At 64.1% G+C, this 16,475-nt stretch carries 13 protein-coding genes; 1 reads left to right on the top strand and 12 read right to left on the bottom strand.

Annotated elements, in window-relative coordinates; all coding sequences use genetic code 11:
* Window positions 1–7: 7 nt before the first annotated feature.
* The 6 genes from EUU22_RS15185 to EUU22_RS15160 all read right to left on the bottom strand — a co-directional run bounded on the left by EUU22_RS15185 (window position 8) and on the right by EUU22_RS15160 (window position 7,682).
* The gene (locus EUU22_RS15185) at window positions 8–769 is read right to left on the bottom strand and encodes a sugar phosphate isomerase/epimerase family protein (RefSeq protein WP_129332793.1); all 762 of its coding nucleotides are present in this window, start codon (window positions 767–769) and stop codon (window positions 8–10) included.
* A gap of 65 nt (window positions 770–834) precedes the next feature.
* The gene (locus EUU22_RS15180; RefSeq protein ID WP_245485056.1) at window positions 835–3,294 is read right to left on the bottom strand and encodes a beta-mannosidase; all 2,460 of its coding nucleotides are present in this window, start codon (window positions 3,292–3,294) and stop codon (window positions 835–837) included.
* A gap of 55 nt (window positions 3,295–3,349) precedes the next feature.
* Window positions 3,350–4,441: an ABC transporter ATP-binding protein gene (locus tag EUU22_RS15175; RefSeq protein ID WP_129332792.1), complete on the bottom strand. Its 1,092-nt coding sequence runs from the start codon at window positions 4,439–4,441 to the stop codon at window positions 3,350–3,352.
* A 5-nt stretch (window positions 4,442–4,446) separates the two neighbouring features.
* Window positions 4,447–5,391, bottom strand: coding sequence for a carbohydrate ABC transporter permease (locus EUU22_RS15170; protein ID WP_129332791.1), 945 nt, complete (start codon window positions 5,389–5,391; stop codon window positions 4,447–4,449).
* Window positions 5,384–6,286 carry a carbohydrate ABC transporter permease gene (locus EUU22_RS15165; RefSeq protein ID WP_129332790.1) on the bottom strand — a complete coding sequence of 301 codons (903 nt, stop codon included), beginning with the start codon at window positions 6,284–6,286 and terminating at the stop codon, window positions 5,384–5,386. Before EUU22_RS15165 ends, EUU22_RS15170 begins: the two co-directional genes overlap by 8 nt.
* Before the next feature lie 160 nt (window positions 6,287–6,446).
* On the bottom strand, window positions 6,447–7,682 hold the full coding sequence (locus EUU22_RS15160) for an ABC transporter substrate-binding protein (RefSeq protein ID WP_129332789.1): 1,236 nt from the start codon (window positions 7,680–7,682) through the stop codon (window positions 6,447–6,449).
* Window positions 7,683–8,132: 450 nt separating this feature from the next.
* Here EUU22_RS15160 and EUU22_RS15155 point away from each other — a divergent pair, with 450 nt between their 5' ends.
* On the top strand, window positions 8,133–9,167 hold the full coding sequence (locus EUU22_RS15155; RefSeq protein ID WP_129332788.1) for a LacI family transcriptional regulator: 1,035 nt from the start codon (window positions 8,133–8,135) through the stop codon (window positions 9,165–9,167).
* A gap of 34 nt (window positions 9,168–9,201) precedes the next feature.
* Here the strand turns inward: EUU22_RS15155 and gnd are convergent, their stop codons facing one another.
* The 6 genes from gnd to ccoP form a co-directional block, all read right to left on the bottom strand.
* Window positions 9,202–10,623 (bottom strand): NADP-dependent phosphogluconate dehydrogenase, encoded by a 1,422-nt coding sequence (gene gnd, locus EUU22_RS15150; protein ID WP_129332787.1) that lies wholly within the window; start codon window positions 10,621–10,623, stop codon window positions 9,202–9,204.
* 124 nt (window positions 10,624–10,747) lie between these two features.
* Complete coding sequence (gene ccoS, locus EUU22_RS15145; protein WP_129332786.1) at window positions 10,748–10,903, bottom strand: cbb3-type cytochrome oxidase assembly protein CcoS; 156 nt, start codon at window positions 10,901–10,903, stop codon at window positions 10,748–10,750.
* Complete coding sequence (locus EUU22_RS15140; RefSeq protein WP_129332785.1) at window positions 10,900–13,200, bottom strand: cation-translocating P-type ATPase; 2,301 nt, start codon at window positions 13,198–13,200, stop codon at window positions 10,900–10,902. The genes ccoS and EUU22_RS15140 overlap by 4 nt, the downstream gene beginning before the upstream one ends.
* Window positions 13,197–13,742, bottom strand: a complete 546-nt coding sequence (locus EUU22_RS15135; RefSeq protein WP_129332784.1) for a FixH family protein — start codon at window positions 13,740–13,742, stop codon at window positions 13,197–13,199. The genes EUU22_RS15140 and EUU22_RS15135 overlap by 4 nt, the downstream gene beginning before the upstream one ends.
* The gene (gene ccoG, locus EUU22_RS15130) at window positions 13,739–15,328 is read right to left on the bottom strand and encodes a cytochrome c oxidase accessory protein CcoG (RefSeq protein WP_129332783.1); all 1,590 of its coding nucleotides are present in this window, start codon (window positions 15,326–15,328) and stop codon (window positions 13,739–13,741) included. The genes EUU22_RS15135 and ccoG overlap by 4 nt, the downstream gene beginning before the upstream one ends.
* 283 nt (window positions 15,329–15,611) lie before the next feature.
* Window positions 15,612–16,475 (bottom strand): cytochrome-c oxidase, cbb3-type subunit III, encoded by an 864-nt coding sequence (gene ccoP / locus EUU22_RS15125; protein WP_129332782.1) that lies wholly within the window; start codon window positions 16,473–16,475, stop codon window positions 15,612–15,614.

The following is a 16,475-nucleotide window of genomic DNA, read 5'->3' as shown; positions in this document are numbered from 1 at the left end:
GTGATGATCAGTAGCTGTTGAAGGAGGCGATCGACCGGGTGATCAGCCGGTCGAGGTCGTTGGGATTATCGTGCTCGACGATAAAGTGCCGGACCGGATGCGCTTTCAGGGCACCGACAATGCCCTTCCAGTCGACGGTACCGTGGCCGACATCCGCCCAGCCGTCCTCGTCGGCGTTCTGCCCCGCCGGCGCGATGTCCTTGACGTGGACGGCGCTGATGCGCTTGCCGTAGCTTTCGATCCACGCCAGCGGATCAGCGGCGCCGCGGATCACCCACGCGATGTCGGCCTCCCAGGAGAGGTCCGGGCCACCGGCGAAGATCTGCTCCTGCGGTGTCGAGCCGTCATCGAGGGTGGCGAATTCGAAGTCGTGGTTGTGCCAGCCGAAGACGAGGCCCGCCTCGCGAACCGGCTTGCCGGCCTCCTGCAGCCGCTGGCCGAAGGCGAACCAGCCGCGCGCGTCCGTCGGGCGCTTGTCCGGCATCAGATAGGGGCAGTAGATCGCCTCGATGCCGAGCGTCTCGGCGATTTTGAGAACGCGCTTCGGGTCCCCCTCCAGCATGTCGAGCCCGAAATGGGCGGTCGGCATGGCAAGCCCGTTGCGGTCGAGATCGGCCCGCAGCGCCGCAACGCCGGCATCGTCGAGCAAGGCGTACATGGCGCCGTAGCCCTCGACCTCCTTGTAGCCGGCGGCGGAGAGCTTCGGAAAGACCTCGGAAAAGGGCTGGAAATTGCGGGCGCTGTAGAGCTGGAAGCCGAGTCTCGTCATTACGTCTTCTCCTCGTAGGGTTCGGGTGGTGCCCCGGGGGTCTTGGTCGGCAGGCCGCAGAAGGATCAGGTCGCTGCCTGGCAGGAATAGAGGTCGTAGAGGGTAAAGTCCGGCACGGTTCCCGGCGCGAGCGGCGCGGCCGGCGTGAAGGTCACGACGCGGCTCTCGCCGGCGGCAAGGTCGAAGGCGTTGTCGGAATAGCGGCCGGCGACATCGCACTCGATCATCACGAAGAGCGCGAGGCCGCGCGCGGTGACGGTCATTTCGATTATGCCGCCCTGCCTCGGTGCCGCCTTCAGCGTCAGCCCCGAAGGCGCAAGTTCGAGTGTCTTGTAGGTGCCGTGGACATAATGGCCCTCACCGCTCGTACCGTTGGCGATGAAGCTCCAGGCGAGGATAGAGTCGGGCGGAATGTCGTCAGCGGCAAAGATCAGCAGGGTTTCCGCCCTGTCCGGCGGGCACGTACCGCTCGCCATCCGCAGGGGGATCTTCTCGCCACCGAGCGTCACCGCGAAGAGGTTCATGTCGACCACCGCCGGCTCCGGCGTGTCGTTGACCATCGAAAAGCGGACCTCCTTCCCGTCTTCCGACGGGATCGCCGCGACTGTGACCGGCTGGAAGAAACGCCGGGCCATGTAATGCATCGCCTTCCAGCCGCCACCGTAATCGAGGCTCGCCCAGGAGGCGACCGGCCAGGTGTCGTTGAGCTGCCAGTAGAGGGTGCCCATGCAATGGGGCTTCAGCGACCGCCAGTAGTCGACGGCCGTCCTAATCGCCAGCCCCTGCTGGATCTGCGAGAGATAGACGAAATTGGGAAAATCCTTCGGGAAACGGAAATAGCGGAACATCGTGCCCGCGATCCGCTCGTTGCCGCCGGCATTCTTCTGATGCAGCTCGATCACCGGCGAGGCGATGTTCATGTCCTTCGCCTCGGCGAAGCCTCGGATGACCGGCAGCGAGGTGTAGGACTGGAAGCCGAATTCCGAGCAGAAGCGAGGTTTGACGCTGCGGTAATTGTCGAAGCTCTTGTTCTCGTGCCAGACCGACCAGTAATGCATGTCGCCCGAGCCGTCGGCATGCCAGGCATCGCCGTAGTCGAGATAGCCCGAAGCCGGGCTCGACGGCCACCAGACCGCCTCCGGCGCCGCCTTCTTCAAGCCCTGCTCGATCGTGCGGTTGAGACGGTCGTAGGCGACGAGATAGCGGTCGCGATTGTTGCGCGATTCCGGGAACCAGGTGAGCGCGCCGACGAGTTCGTTGTCGCCGCACCAGACCACGATGGAAGCATGCGAGGACAGGCGCTTGACCTGGTAGTCCACCTCCTCGGCGACGTTCGCGAGAAAATCCTCCGTGCAGGGATAGAGATTGCAGGCGAACATGAAGTCCTGCCAGACCATCAAGCCGAGCCGGTCGCAGAGATCATAAAACCAGTCGTGCTCGTAGAACCCGCCGCCCCAGACGCGGATCATGTTCATGTTGGCCTCGACCGCCGAGCGTAAGAGGTCCTCGGTCTTCTCCCGTGATGCCCGGGAAAAGAGCGCATCCGCCGGAATCGAGTTCGCGCCGCGGCAGAAGATTTCCCGGCCGTTGATGCGGAAGGCGAAGCGACTGCCCGTCTCGTCGGCATCGGTGACGAGTTCGACGGTCCTCAACCCGATCTGTCGTGTCACCGTCTCGCCGGGGATTTCGACGGTCAGGCGGTAGAGCGCCTGTTCGCCGCTGCCCGCCGGCCACCAGAACCGCGGCGTCTCGATATGGAAGACGTGCGGGATCGTCGTTTCGCCGGCGTCGATGCCGCAGTCGAGCAGCACCCGCTCGCCGTCGAGATCGAAATGCACCGGCACGACGGCCGGCTCGACGGCATAAAGCGTCAGTGTGATGTGGAGATCGACGCTGCCGTCCTCGTTGTGCACCTGGCGGGTGGCGAGATGTTCGACGCGCGCCGGATCAAGCGCCTTCAGCGCAACTGTCCCGTAGAGGCCGAGCGGCGCCAGCGCGATGTTCCAGTCCCAGCCGAAATGGCATTGCGGCTTGCGCAACATGTTGCCGTTGGGGATCGGCGAGTTGGCGGTCGAATAGGGAACGTAGAAAGGCTGGCGGGCCTGCCGATCGGCGCCCGCCGCGACCGACGAATGCAAGAGGATGCGGATACGGTTCTCGCCGGGCTCCAGCGCCTCCGACACGTCCGGCCGGTAGCGACGGAAGCAGTTGTCCGAGGAAAGCACGGGGATGTCGTTGACGAAGACCACGGCGACCGTGTCGACGTAGTCGAGGTCAAGATAGAAGCAGCCGTCGGCATGATCGAGAAAAAAGGTCCTTTCCAGCACCCAGTCGCGCCCGGCGACCCACTGCACGCGCTCCTCGTTGCGGCCGATATACGGGTCCGGAATGATGCCGGCCACCTGCAGGGCCGAATGCACGTCGCCCGGCAACAGGATCGCGCAACGGTGCTCACCGTCGCGCGAGGAGAGTTGCCACTCGCCGGAGAGATCGATCGTGGTCTGTGTGTCGGAAGCATTCATCATGGGTCAATCCAGATCATCCATGTCGGAGGCAGGAGCGCCGCACTGCCTGCGTCCATCAAATCCGGTCCTCCGTCGTTGCGTCGAAGAGCGAGGCGACGGCCATGTCGAAGCCGAGGCGCACCTTCGTGCCCGGGCGGTAGCGGCGTGTGCCGGCGGTGCGAACGCCGAGCACATGACCCGCGTGCTTGAGCCAGAGGAGATTGTCCGCGCCCATCGGCTCCTCGATATCCACCACCGCCTCGTGGATTTCATCCGAACCGACGATGTCCTCGTCGACGAGGACATGTTCGGGACGCACGCCGAGGACGACCTTGCGGCCGGGGACGAGCGTGCCTTTCGCGTCATAACCGTCGAGCGAGAAGTCGACTCCGTCGGTGTGGAACACGCGACGCCCACCGCGTTCGGCGATTTCACCGCGGATGAAGTTCATCGACGGCGAGCCGATGAAGCCGGCGACGAAGAGATTGCGCGGACGGTTATAGATCGTCATCGGGTCGTCGAGCTGCTGGATGACGCCGCTCTTCATGATGGCGATGCGGTCGGCGAGCGTCAGCGCCTCGATCTGGTCGTGCGTGACGTAGATCATCGTGTTCTTGAGCGACTGGTGCAGCCGCTTGATCTCGACGCGCAATTCCGAGCGCAGCTTGGCATCGAGGTTCGAGAGTGGTTCGTCGAACAGGAAGACGTCGACATCGCGCACCAGCGCACGGCCGATCGCCACGCGCTGGCGCTGGCCGCCGGAGAGCTCCGCCGGCTTGCGCTTGAGGAGCGGCCCGATCTGCAGGATCTCGGCGGCGCGTGCGACACGCTTTTCAATCTCCGGCTTCGGCACCTTGGCGACCTGCAGCCCGAAGGAGAGGTTCTTTTCCACGCTCATCTGCGGATAGAGCGCGTAGGACTGGAACACCATGCCGATGCCGCGGTCCTTCGGCTCCTCCCAGGTGACATTGCGATCCTTGATGAAGATCTGACCGTCGGTCGGCTCGAGCAGACCGGCGATGCAGTTGAGAAGCGTCGACTTTCCGCAGCCGGACGAGCCGAGCAAGACGAGGAACTCGCCGTCACGGATATCGAGATCGAGGTTTTCGAGCACCTTCACGGCGCCGAAGCTCAAAGACAGATCCTTGATGGAAACAGAATGCGACATCTTGCTTAACCCTTGACTGCGCCGGCGGCGATGCCCCGGACGAAGAGGCGTCCGGAGACGAAGTAGACGATGAGCGGAACCGCGCCGGTCAACAGCGTTGCGGCCATGTTGACGTTGTATTCCTTCACGCCCTGGACGGAGTTGACGATGTTGTTGAGCTGGACGGTCATCGGGTAGTATTCGGGTCGCGTGAATACGACGCCGAACAGGAAGTCGTTCCAGATGCCGGTGACCTGCAGGATCATGGCCACCACAAAGATCGGCAGAGACATCGGCAGCATGATCCGGAAATAGATCTGCCAAAACCCCGCCCCGTCGATGCGCGCCGCCTTGAAGAGTTCTTCCGGCAGCGAGGTGAAATAGTTGCGGAAGAGCAGCGTCAGGATCGGCATGCCGAAGATCGTGTGCACGATGACGAGGCCGGTCAGCGTGCCGTAGATGCCCATCTCGCGCAGCACGATGACGATCGGATAGATCATCACCTGATAGGGAATGAAGGCGCCGATGATGAGAATGGTGAAGAAGAGGTCGGCGCCCTTGAAGCGCCAGTTGGCGAGCGCGTAGCCGTTGACCGATGCGATCAGGATCGACACCAGCGTCGAGGGAACGGTGATCCGGACCGAATTCCAGAAGCCGCGCGAAAGACCGTCGCAGTTCAGCCCCGTGCAGGCGGTCGCCCACGCTTTCACCCACGGCTCGAAGGTAATTTCCACCGGCGGCGAGAAGATGTTGCCGAGCCGGATTTCCGGCATGCCCTTGAGCGAGGTCATCACCATCACGTAGAGCGGCAGCAGGTAATAAGCGGCAGCGACGAAGAGCGTGCCGTAGATGATGATGTTGCGCGACGAGAGGACCCGCCGGGGCCGGGCGCCACGCGGTTCGGAGCCGAGCCGGGCGGAAGAGGCGTCGAGCGCGGCCGCGGTCGTGTTGAGGGAGCCGGGATTAGCCACGCTTCTTTCCTCCGAATTCGAGATAGGCCCAGGGGATGATGATGATGGAGACGGTGATCAGCATCATCGTTGACGCGGCAAAGCCCTGTCCGAGGTTCTGTGCCTGGAACATGTAGTCGTAGACGTATTTCGCCGGCACTTCCGAGGCGATGCCGGGGCCGCCGCTGGTCTGCGCGACGACGAGGTCGTAGACCCGCACGATGCCGCTCGCGATGATGACGAGGGTGGTGATGAAAACCGGCCGCATCATCGGGATGACGATGAGGAGGTAGGTCTTCCACATCGGAATGCCGTCGACGCGCGCGGCCTTCCAGATGTCCTCGTCGATGCCGCGCAAGCCGGCGAGCAGCAGGCACATCACGAGACCAGTCCCTTGCCAGAGCCCCGCAATCAGGACGCCGTAAATGACGATCTCGGAATTATAGAGCGGATCGAAGGTGAAGCTCGTCCATCCGAGGCTGCGCACCACCGACTGGACACCGTATTCGGGATTCAGCACCCATTGCCAGACGAGACCAGTAACGATGAAGGAGAGCGCGAAAGGATAGAGAAAGATCGTTCGGAACGTGTTCTCGAACCTGATCTTCTGGTCCATCAGCGCCGCAAGGACGAAGCCGATCACCAGGCTGAAGACCAGCGTGAACACCCCGTAGATCGCGAGATTCTCGATCGAGACGAGCCAGCGCGGCGCCACCCACAGGCGTTCGTACTGCTCGATGCCGACGAATTTCAGCCGTGGCAGAAGCTTCGAATTGGTGAACGAATAGAGCACGGTCCAGATCGTGCCGCCGAGAAAGATGACGACGGCGACGAGTATCATCGGGATGGAAGCAATCTTCGCATTGAGATTGCGCAAGAGCTTGTTGGGTCGACCGGCGTGCGTTTGGCCCGTCATGGGTCTGTCCTCCTCGTCCATGATCGAAGGCGATCGGGCGTCCTGCGAACCGGCTTGCACCGTCCGTAACCGCGACCGGAACACCTTCGCCTCTCCTCCCCTGAGAGGAGGATATCCCGGCCGACGGAGAAAGCCGCCGGCCGGGGGGCGAAACCGCTGGTCACTCCGCCGAAGCGATGATGTCGACGAAGCGCTTCTGCGCGTCTTCCGGCGTCATCGACGGATTGGCGAAGAACTCGGAGAACAGGTCTTCCTTCTGCTTCTGGCTGTCGGGAGACATGAGCTGGTCGGTGCCTTCGATCACGTTGCCCTTGGCGAGAATGTCGAGGCCCTTCTTCATGCAGTCGTTGGCGGCCGCGAGATCGACGTCGCCACGCACCGGCAGCGAACCCTTCTTGAGGTTGAAGGCAACCTGCGTCGCCGGATTGAGAAGCGTCGAGGCCAGCACCTCCTGCGCCTTGGACTTCTCCTCATCCTTGAGCACCGGGAAGTAGAAGGCGTCGCCGCCCGTCGAGATAATCTCGTTCACGCCGAGGCCCGGCAGGCAGGTATAATCCTTGCCGGCGACCTGGCCGGCGAGCGCGAACTCGCCCTGCGCCCAGTCCCCCATGATCTGGCCGCCGGCCTTGCCGGTGATCACCAGATTGGTCGCCTGGTTCCAGTCCTGCACGTTGGAGCCCTTGGACATGCGGCGCGCATCGTCGGCCGCCTTGAAAACCTTGGCGATCTCGGGACCGGCGGCTACCTCGGCATCCTTGTCCTTGAACACCTTATGGAACACGTCCTTGCCGGCGATCGCCACCATCAGCACGTCGAAGGCACCGGCCGACTGCCAGGGCTGACCGCCGACGGCGAGCGGGATGATGCCGGCCTTCTCGAGCGCCGGGGCGGCAGCGACGTACTCGTCCCAGTTTTTCGGAACTGCAACGCCTGCCTTCTCGAAGGCACCGTTCGAAAGCCACAGCCACTGCCACGAATGGATGTTGACCGGCGCGCAATAGATCTTGCCGTCGATCGTGCAGCTGTCGAGCAAGCTCGCCGGACGGACGATCTCCTTCCAGTTCTCCTTGGTGGCGACATCGGTGAGGTCGCGCATCAGGCCGGACTGGACGAGCTCCTCGGCCTGTCGGCCGTGATTGAACTGCGTGGCGCCCATCGGGTCGCCGCCGGTGATGCGGCTCACCATGATCGGCCGGGCAGTACCGCCGGAGCCGGCGATAGCGCCGTCGACCCATTTGTTGCCGGTCGCATCGAAGGCCTTGGCGAGCTCGGCGACTGCCGCGGCCTCGCCTCCCGACGTCCACCAATGCGTTACTTCAAGATCAGTCGCCTGAGCTGCCCCGAGCGGCAGCGCCACGCCGGCGGTGAGCAAAATGGCAATACGACGAAAATTCATGAGTGTCCTCCCTCACTGAAACGTTGCCGTAAAAAATCTAAGCGAAACATTCGGCGCGCGCAACCGGGAAGACCCGACAATCTTTTCTTAACACTATTTTCAACCTACGGACGAATTTGGCTAACGAATTTTCGCCCGAACTGTCGTCCGGTCGCTGCACCGCAGCGATGCCAATTTTCTGTATTTTGACCAGAAATTTAGCGCAATTGCGGGATATCTCGACGCCGTCGGCGCTACGCCTCTCTCTCGCAGGCGCAAAAAGGCCAACGTTCACGGTGGACAAATACCGACGGTTGTTCCCGTCAAAATTTTATCACCAGAACACTCGACAAATTCACTGCAACGTTTCAGATTGGTGACCTTACGCTTGTTCTGAATGACCGATCCGGATTGATTGCAGCGCCTTCGGCGGTGTCTATAATGCGGATCATCGTAAGCGGCGGGGAACATATGAAAAAGGGTAAGGCGATCGAAGTCCGCAGGCCGGCCGGCACGACAGCCGAACGGCCGACACTGAAGACCATCGCCTATATGACGGGCTTGGGCATCACCACGATCTCGAGGGCGCTGAAGGATGCGCCGGATATCGGGGCGGACACGAAGGAGCGGGTCCGCATGGTCGCCCGCCAGCTCGGCTACCAGCCGAACCGCGCGGGCGTGCGCCTGCGCACCGGCAAGACCAACGTCATCGCACTGGTGCTCAGCATCGACGAGGAGATCATGGGCTTTTCGAGCCAGATGGTCTTCGGCATATCCGAGGTGCTGACTGGAACGCCCTACCACATCGTGGTGACGCCGCACTCCCACAGCAAGGACCCGATGCTGCCGGTGCGCTACATTCTCGATACCGGCTCGGCGGACGGCGTCATCATCTCGCGGATCGAACCGGACGACGCTCGCGTGCGGCTGCTTTCCGAGCAGAACATGCCGTTCGCCACCCACGGGCGCACAGATGCCGGGCTCGTCCACCCCTATCACGACTTCGACAACGAGGCCTTCGCCCACCAGGCGGTCGAGCGGCTCGTCCGTCGCGGACGCAGGCGCATCGCGCTGCTCCAGCCGCCGAGCAAGCTCTCCTATTACACGCACACCCGGGCCGGCTTCGTGAAGGGGCTGCGCGAGCACGGCGCGAAGGAGGTGCCGCTCGGCCTCAACATCGACGCGCCGCTGCAGGACATCCGCGATGCGATCGAGGCCCTGATGCGTTCCGACGACGCGCCGGACGGCATCGTCTCCTCGTCCGGCAGCGCCACCATCGCCGTCAATGCCGGCATCGAGGCGGCGGGAAAGCGCGTCGGCCGCGACATCGACCTCGTTTCGAAGGAATCGGCACCGATCCTCAAATGGATCCGCCCGGAAATCATCACGGCCTTCGAAGACGTTCGCCACGCCGGCCGTGAACTCGCCAAGGCGGTGATCGCGCGTATCGACGGCATCGCACCCGAGCATCTCCAGAGCATGAGCGAGCCGGTCTGGTCCGACTGACCGGAACGGGCTTCACCGACGCTTCGATGGCTCGTCAGGCGCCGCTGCCCCAAGGACCGTGCGGCCGGTCGAGCCCGTCGGTGCGCTCGAAGCCGTGTGCGCCGAAGAAATCACGCTGCGCCTGGATGAGGTTCGCGGTTCCCCGCGCCTGCCGGTAGGAATCGAAGTAGGAGAGCGCCGAGGCGAGTGCCGGAACCGGAAGTCCTGCCGTGACGGCGGCTGCGACGACCCGGCGCAACGACGGCAGGCTCTCGCGCACCATCGCGGAGAAGGCCGGCGTGACGATCAGGTTGGCCGCCTCTGGATTGGCGGTGAAGGCACGGGTGATCTCGTCGAGGAACTGCGAGCGGATGATGCAGCCGGCCCGCCAGATCCGCGCGATGGTCGGCATCGGCAGCGACCAGCCGTACGCGCGGCTGGCGGAGGAAAGCACGGCGAACCCTTGCGCATAGGCGGCGATCTTGGCGGCGAAGAGCGCCAGTTCGAGTTCCGTTTCGAGCGCGAGCCCGGCCGGCAGCTCGAAGCGCGAGCGCCCGCCGGGGAAGATCGCCTCCGCCGCGACGCGCTCGTCCTTCATCGACGAGAGGCTGCGGGCGGCGACCGCCGCCTCGATCGCCGTCGCCGGCACGCCCATCTGCTGTGCCTCGATGACCGACCATTTGCCGGTGCCCTTCTGGCCGGCCCGGTCGAGGATCATATCGACGATCGCAGCACCCGTCACCGTGTCCTTCGCCTGCAGCACCTTCTCGGTGATCTCGATCAGGTAGGAATTGAGCCGCCCGCGGTTCCAGCCGCCGAAGATCCCGGCGATCTCCGGAGCCTGTTTTTCAAGACCGTCACGCAGGATGCCGTAGATCTCCGCGATCATCTGCATGTCGGCATATTCGATGCCGTTGTGGATCGTCTTGACGAAGTGGCCCGCACCATTCGGACCGAGCCAGGCGCAGCAGGGATCGCCTTCGTATTTCGCGGCGATGGAGGTCAGGACGTTCTCGACGCGCGCATAGGAGTCCGGCGTACCGCCGACCATGATCGACGGACCGTGGCGCGCGCCCTCTTCGCCTCCGGACACGCCCATGCCGATGAAGGTGAAGCCGGTATCCTTCAGCCGGTCGAAGCGGGCCATTGTGTCGCGGAAATTGGCGTTGCCTGCGTCGATCATGATGTCGCCGTTACCGAGATGCGGCATCAGCGCATCGATCTGCGCATCGACGGCATCGCCGGCCTTGATCATGATGATGATCGGGCGCGGAGGACGGATGGCGGCGACGAACTCCTCGGTGGTCAGGCAACCGACGATGTTCGCCCCGAGATCGCCCGCCTCATCGAGGAACTCGCCGGTGCGTGCAGGCGTGCGGTTGAACACCGCGATCCGGTTGCCCTTTTCCGCGATATTGAGGGCGAGGTTGGACCCCATCACCCCGAGACCGATCAAGCCGATTTCAGCCGTCTGCATGCGCAAGCCTCCTTCGTTTCGAGTGGAGGCATATGTGGCACTCATCGTGACGGGCGGCAACCCGTCATCTGCCGCGCGCGGTCCGGCCCCGCCGGCAGGTCGCCGCGTGGAGAGCTGCTGTCGTTCAGCGCGCCGGCCGGTCGTCGCCGTCGTCGAGGACGCGCCAGGACGCGCCTTCGAGATCCTCGTACTGGCCGCTCTTCAGCGACCAGAGGAAGGCGAAAAGGCCGAGGCCACCGAGGAAGAGCGCGATCGGGATCAGGTAGATCAACATGTTCATGACGCGAACGAAGCCTCCGGACCGGCAAAAGACGGCTTTCCATCCACCGCGACCTGAGCGGCCATTTCCAGCCGGTTGAGCCGCAACGCGTTGAGGACCACGATGATCGAGGAACTCGACATCGCGATCGCTGCGATCAGCGGCGTCGCATAGCCGAGGATCGCGATCGGAACCGCGAGAGCGTTGTAGCCGATCGCGAGCGCGAAGTTCTCGCGGATCAGCCGGCCTGCCCGGCGGGACGCCTCGATGGCGAACGGAACCGCATCGAGGCTCTCACGCATGAAGACAAAATCGGCAGCCTGGCGGCCGACATCGGCGGCGGTCGCCGGCGCGATCGAGACATGGGCGGCGGCCAGCGCCGGTGCGTCGTTGATGCCGTCACCGACCATCAGCAGCTTCTGCCCCTTGGCACCGGCAGCCGCGCACAGTTCCGCCTTCTCACGCGGAGAAAGGCCAGCGCGCCAGTTGTCGATGCCGAGACGGGCCGCAAGCGAGGCGACCACGCCTTTTCGGTCTCCCGAGAGGATGCCGACTGAATAGCCCTGTGCCAGCAGACGGCCGATCGCACCGTCCGCGCCCGGGCGTACCGTGTCCTCGAAGCGGAAGCGCTCGAGTTCGCGCCCGTCGAGCGACAGCACGACTTCGGAGGTCGCGTCGTTCTCGGCCGCCCGGTCGTCGATGGTCTGGCAGGCAAATGTGCGGCTGCCGAGGCGGTAGGTACCGTCCGGCATCACCGCCTCGATGCCGGCGCCCGGAATTTCGCGGACCGTGTCGAACTCCGTCGACGGGCTGCCGCCCGCCGCGTGGAGCGCGCGCGAGAGCGGGTGACGCGAATGCGCTGCGAGGCTGGCCGCAAGCGCGAGATGCTTCGGATCGACCTCCGAGCGGTTGATGAAGCGCGGACGTCCGAGTGTCAGTGTGCCGGTCTTGTCGAAGGCGATCGTATCGACCTCGGCGAGCCGCTCCATGGCGGAACCATCCTTGACCATGATGCCATTGCGGAAAAGACGCCCGGCCGCGACGACCTGCACCACGGGAACGGCAAGGCCGAGCGCGCACGGGCAGGTGATGATCAGGACGGAGATCGCGATCAGCATCGCCTGCTTCCAGTCGCCACCGAATACGCCCCAGCCGAGGAAGGTCAGAAGCGCGAGAAGGTGAACCGCCGGCGCATAGATCTGCGCGGCACGATCGGCGATGCGCCGGTAACGCGCCCTGCCCCCTTCGGCGGCTTCCATCAGGCCGATGATTTCGGCGAGAAAGGAATCACGCGCCGTCGCCGTCGCGAGGATGACCAGCGAACCGGTGAGGCTCAGCGTTCCCGCCTGCACGCCGTCACCGGCGGTGACCGCAAGCGGTGCGCTCTCGCCGTTGACGATAGAAACATCCATGTCGCTCGAACCGGCGACGATCTCGCCGTCCACCGGCACCCGGTCGCCAGCAGCGATCGCGATCCTGTCTCCGACGCGGATCTCCTCGACGGGCCGGTAGTCGCGAGAGCCGTTCTCGCCGAGCACCATGGCACCGCGGGGGCTGAGCCGCGCAAGGCCGGTAATCGCCGAACGCGCCCGGTCACGCATGACGTGGTCGAGCGTGCGGCCGATCAGGAGGAAGAAGAGCAGTGAGACGGTAGCGTCGAACCAGGCATGTTCACCGTGATGGAGGGTCTCCCACAGCGAGACGACATAGGAGAGCGTGATCGCAAGCGCAATCGGCACGTCCATGTTGGTACGGCCGTGCTTCAGCGCATTCCAGGCGGACTGATAGAAGAACCGGCCGGCGATAATCAGCGCGGGCGCGGCAATCATCGCCGAGATCCAGTGGAAGAGATCGCGGGTCGCGGCGTCGGCGCCCGACCAGATCGAAACCGACAGCAGCATGATGTTGCCGGCGGCGAAGCCCGAAAGCGCGACCGCCCGGATCAGCTTGTTGCGCAACTCGTCGGACGCTTCCGCCGCCGTCGTGAAGAGATGGGCTTCGTAGCCGGTCGCGGCGATCGCCCGTGGCAATACCGAAGGATCCGTCGGCCGTCCGCCCTGCTCCTTCCGCCACACGATCGATACGCGCTTCGACGTCAGGTTGACGCGAGCGCGCTCGACCTCGGGGAGCTTCCGTAGGGCAGTCTCGATGGTCGTGATGCAGGCACCGCAATGAACGGCGGGCACCGCGAGGTCGATCTGCTGAAGGCCGTCACCGAGGTCGCGGCTCGCGAGCCGCAGCTCCTCGGCCGTCGGCAACGCATGGCCCGCCCGCTCGATGTCGAGTGCCCCTTCGGTTCCGGCCGCACAGCAGCTCATTTCTTGCCTCCCTCACCGGGGTGCTCGTGCCGCTCGTCGAGCAGGATCATCCTGCCGCCAGCGAGCGCGATGCGCGGCGCCTCATGCATGATTGTCTTGCCGTCCTTGACCGCGATTATCTCGACGATCCACTCGCCTGGCAGAACGGCGTGGCTTACGCCGTAGAGACCGCCGCCGAGCGCCGAAAGCTCGGCAACGAAATCCTGATGCTCGCCGACCGGACGCTTGAAGTGCGCGGTCACCTTGTCGGCCGCGACTGGCTGGTCGACCGGAAGGGTCAACCGGTAGCGGATCGCCTCGCCGGAAACATCCAGTTCGCCCCTGATGCCGGAGGCCAGCATCTCGCGGATCGCCGACGCCTTGGCGTTGAACTGCTGGCTGGCGACATAGGTGTTCGGGACCACCAGGCCGCTCCACGTGGAGGAGGCGAAATAGGCCATCACGATATTGACCGAGATGATCGTTCCGAAGAACAGCGCCATCACGCCCGCCATATGCCTGCCCGTGAAGACGAATCCCGTCTTTTCTTCACGCACGCTCATTTGTGTTTCTCTCCGGGTGCGTTGAACACAGCCTTGTAGCTGTCGGCTTCCTTGCTATCGACGTCCCTGACGTTGAACCGGAACTCCTCGACCTTCGACTCGATCTCGTGGGCCGGAACGGTGACGAAGACCTTCAGTGTCGTCGCCTCGTCGGGCTCGACGTTGACGACGAAGGAGCGGACGTCCACTTCCGACATGCCGTTCACCCGCATGGTCGCTCCCGGCAGGCCGTCCAGCGTCACTTCCATGTTGCGCGGCTTCGGCACCATGTTCAAGAGGCGAACGGTGTAGCCGTTGCGGATCGATCCGTCGGATTCCAGCACGTATTGCGGATTGCGGTCGTGCAGCACGTTGATCTCCAGCCGGTCACGGCCGAGCAGCGCAACGAGAAGCCCGATACCGACGGCCGTCCAGACACCCATGTAGAGAAGCGTCCGCGGGCGGAAGATGATGCGCCAGTTGAAGTGGCGGACCTTGTCGCTGAAGTTGCCGTCGGCGTTGCGTACACGGTTCGGCTGAATCTCCGTGGTGCCGTTGTCGGTCGCAAGCGCCATGTTGGACTGGTATTCCTCGAGCGTCGCATAGGCAATCAGACCCCGCGGCCTGCCGACCTTGTCCATCACCGCATCGCAGGCGTCGATGCAGAGCGCGCAGGTGATGCATTCGAGCTGCTGCCCGTCGCGAATGTCGATGCCCATGGGACAGACGGCGACACAGGCGTTGCAATCGACGCAGTCGCCGGCGACCTTGCCCTCGGCGGCGGCCTTCTTGGTGCCCCGGGTGCGCGGTTCGCCACGCCAGTCGTTGTAGGTGACGACCAGCGAGCTCTCGTCGAGCATCGCCGCCTGAATTCGCGGCCAGGGACACATGTAGACACAGACCTGCTCACGCATCAGGCCGCCGAAGAGATAGGTGGTGGCGGTGAGCACGGCGACGGTCATGTAGGCGACGGGAGCCGCCTGCCCTTCGATGAAATCCATCGCGAGCATCGGCGCATCGGCGAAGTAGAAGATCCAGGCGCCGCCAGTCGCGACCGCAATCGCCAGCCAGATCGCGTGCTTCGTCACCCGCTTCCAGATCTTGTCGAAGGTCCAGGGCGCCGTTTCCAACTTCATGCGCGCGTTACGATCACCCTCGATCGCCCGCTCGACGACGAGGAAGAGGTCGACCCAGACCGTTTGCGGACAGGTGTAGCCGCACCAGGCGCGGCCGACCGCGGAGGTCAACAGAAACAGGCCGAAACCCGCCATGACGAGAAGCCCCGCCACGAAGAAGAACTCCTGCGGCCAGATTTCGATGAAGAAGAAGTAGAAGCGGCGGTGAGCGAGGTCGATCAGCACGGCCTGGTCGGGCGCGAACTCGCCACGGTCCCATCTGAGCCACGGCGTCAGGTAGTAGATGCCGAGCGTCACGAGCATGACGAGCCACTTGAACTGCCGGAATCGCCCTTCGGCCCGCTTCGGGAAGATTTTCTTGCGGGCCTTGTAGAGCGGCTGCCGCTGCTTGGCGGACATAACCGGTTCCGCCTCGAGGCGTTCGACCTCGTCGGAGGCTGCCGGATTGTTCTTGTCGACGTGAAGATTCATGACTGGGGACCTCGTATTCTGGTCATCCTTTTCCCACTTCGCCAGGATGGCCGCCTTGACTTATATCAAGGGGCGGCGAAGCGCCGCAACGAAGGGTGAACATCACTGCCAGCGGCATAAGGTCACGCGCCCGGGACTCCCGAACCCGAGGGCCTGCGGGCCGGCGACGTGAGACGCCCTGTTCCCCCTCAAAAAAAGACCACGCACAGGGCGTGGTCTGAAAAGGGGACCTGATTGCATTCTCGGGGTCCGGCGGCCGTTTCCGGCCGCCGGGGGGCACTGCTTACTCGCCGCCGCCCAGCGAATGGACGTAGACGGCAAGTTCCTTGACGGTGGTGTCGCCGAGGCGGGCGCCCCAGGCCGGCATCACGCCGTGCTTCGGCTGGGCGACCTGCTGGGCGATGCCCTGCTCGCCCTGCGCGCGCAGCCAGATCGCGTCGGTCAGGTTCGGCGCGCCGAACTCCCGCAGGCCCTTGGCATCGGGACCGTGGCAGGCTGCACAGCTGTCGGTGAACACCTGCTTGCCGGCGTCCGCGAGTGCCGGATCCGACGGCGTGTTCGTCAGGCTCCAGACATAGGCGGCAACCTGCTGGATCTGCTCCGGCTGCAGGATGTCGGCGAAGGCCGGCATCTCCGACACGCGGGTGTCGGCATCGGCATCATAGCGGATGCCGTGAGTGAGCGTCGTCTTGATCGTCTCCAGATCGCCGCCCCACAGCCAGTCGTTGTCGTTGAGGTTCGGATAGCCGGGCGAACCCGCGGCACCCGAGCCGTGGCACGGTGCGCAGTTGACCTTGAAGGCCGCCGCACCACCGGACATGGCGAACTGCGCCAGTTCCTTGTCGGCGACGATCTGGTCGAGCGGCAAGGCGGCGATCTTGTCGAGATAGACCGCCTGTGCCGCCTTCGCCGCCGTCATTTCCCCGGTCAGCGCTGCACGGTTGGTGTAGTTCAGCATGCCCTTCGTGTTGTCCTTCAGGAGCGGCCAGGCCGGATAGGCGATGGTGTAGCCGATCGCCCATACGATGGTCGCGTAGAAGAACCAGACCCACCAGCGCGGCAGCGGGTTGTTGAGCTCACGAATGCCGTCCCACTCATGGCCAGTGGTTTCGACGCCACTGATTTCGTCAATATGTTTCTCAGACAT

Source organism: Ciceribacter ferrooxidans (genome assembly GCF_004137355.1).
Lineage (GTDB): Bacteria > Pseudomonadota > Alphaproteobacteria > Rhizobiales > Rhizobiaceae > Allorhizobium > Allorhizobium ferrooxidans.
Note: the sequence above shows the minus strand (reverse complement) of the source record. Positions and strands in the feature narration are given on the sequence as shown.

Coding starts and splice junctions, on each gene's coding strand:
- EUU22_RS15185 (WP_129332793.1), bottom strand. CDS start 769: ATGACGAGACTCGGCTTCCAGCTCTACAGCGCCCGCAATTTCCAGCCC.
- EUU22_RS15160 (WP_129332789.1), bottom strand. CDS start 7,682: ATGAATTTTCGTCGTATTGCCATTTTGCTCACCGCCGGCGTGGCGCTG.
- EUU22_RS15135 (WP_129332784.1), bottom strand. CDS start 13,742: ATGAGCGTGCGTGAAGAAAAGACGGGATTCGTCTTCACGGGCAGGCAT.
- ccoS (WP_129332786.1), bottom strand. CDS start 10,903: ATGAACATGTTGATCTACCTGATCCCGATCGCGCTCTTCCTCGGTGGC.
- EUU22_RS15180 (WP_245485056.1), bottom strand. CDS start 3,294: ATGATGAATGCTTCCGACACACAGACCACGATCGATCTCTCCGGCGAG.
- EUU22_RS15175 (WP_129332792.1), bottom strand. CDS start 4,441: ATGTCGCATTCTGTTTCCATCAAGGATCTGTCTTTGAGCTTCGGCGCC.
- EUU22_RS15155 (WP_129332788.1), top strand. CDS start 8,133: ATGAAAAAGGGTAAGGCGATCGAAGTCCGCAGGCCGGCCGGCACGACA.
- EUU22_RS15165 (WP_129332790.1), bottom strand. CDS start 6,286: ATGACGGGCCAAACGCACGCCGGTCGACCCAACAAGCTCTTGCGCAAT.
- ccoG (WP_129332783.1), bottom strand. CDS start 15,328: ATGAATCTTCACGTCGACAAGAACAATCCGGCAGCCTCCGACGAGGTC.
- ccoP (WP_129332782.1), bottom strand. CDS start 16,475: ATGTCTGAGAAACATATTGACGAAATCAGTGGCGTCGAAACCACTGGC.
- gnd (WP_129332787.1), bottom strand. CDS start 10,623: ATGCAGACGGCTGAAATCGGCTTGATCGGTCTCGGGGTGATGGGGTCC.
- EUU22_RS15140 (WP_129332785.1), bottom strand. CDS start 13,200: ATGAGCTGCTGTGCGGCCGGAACCGAAGGGGCACTCGACATCGAGCGG.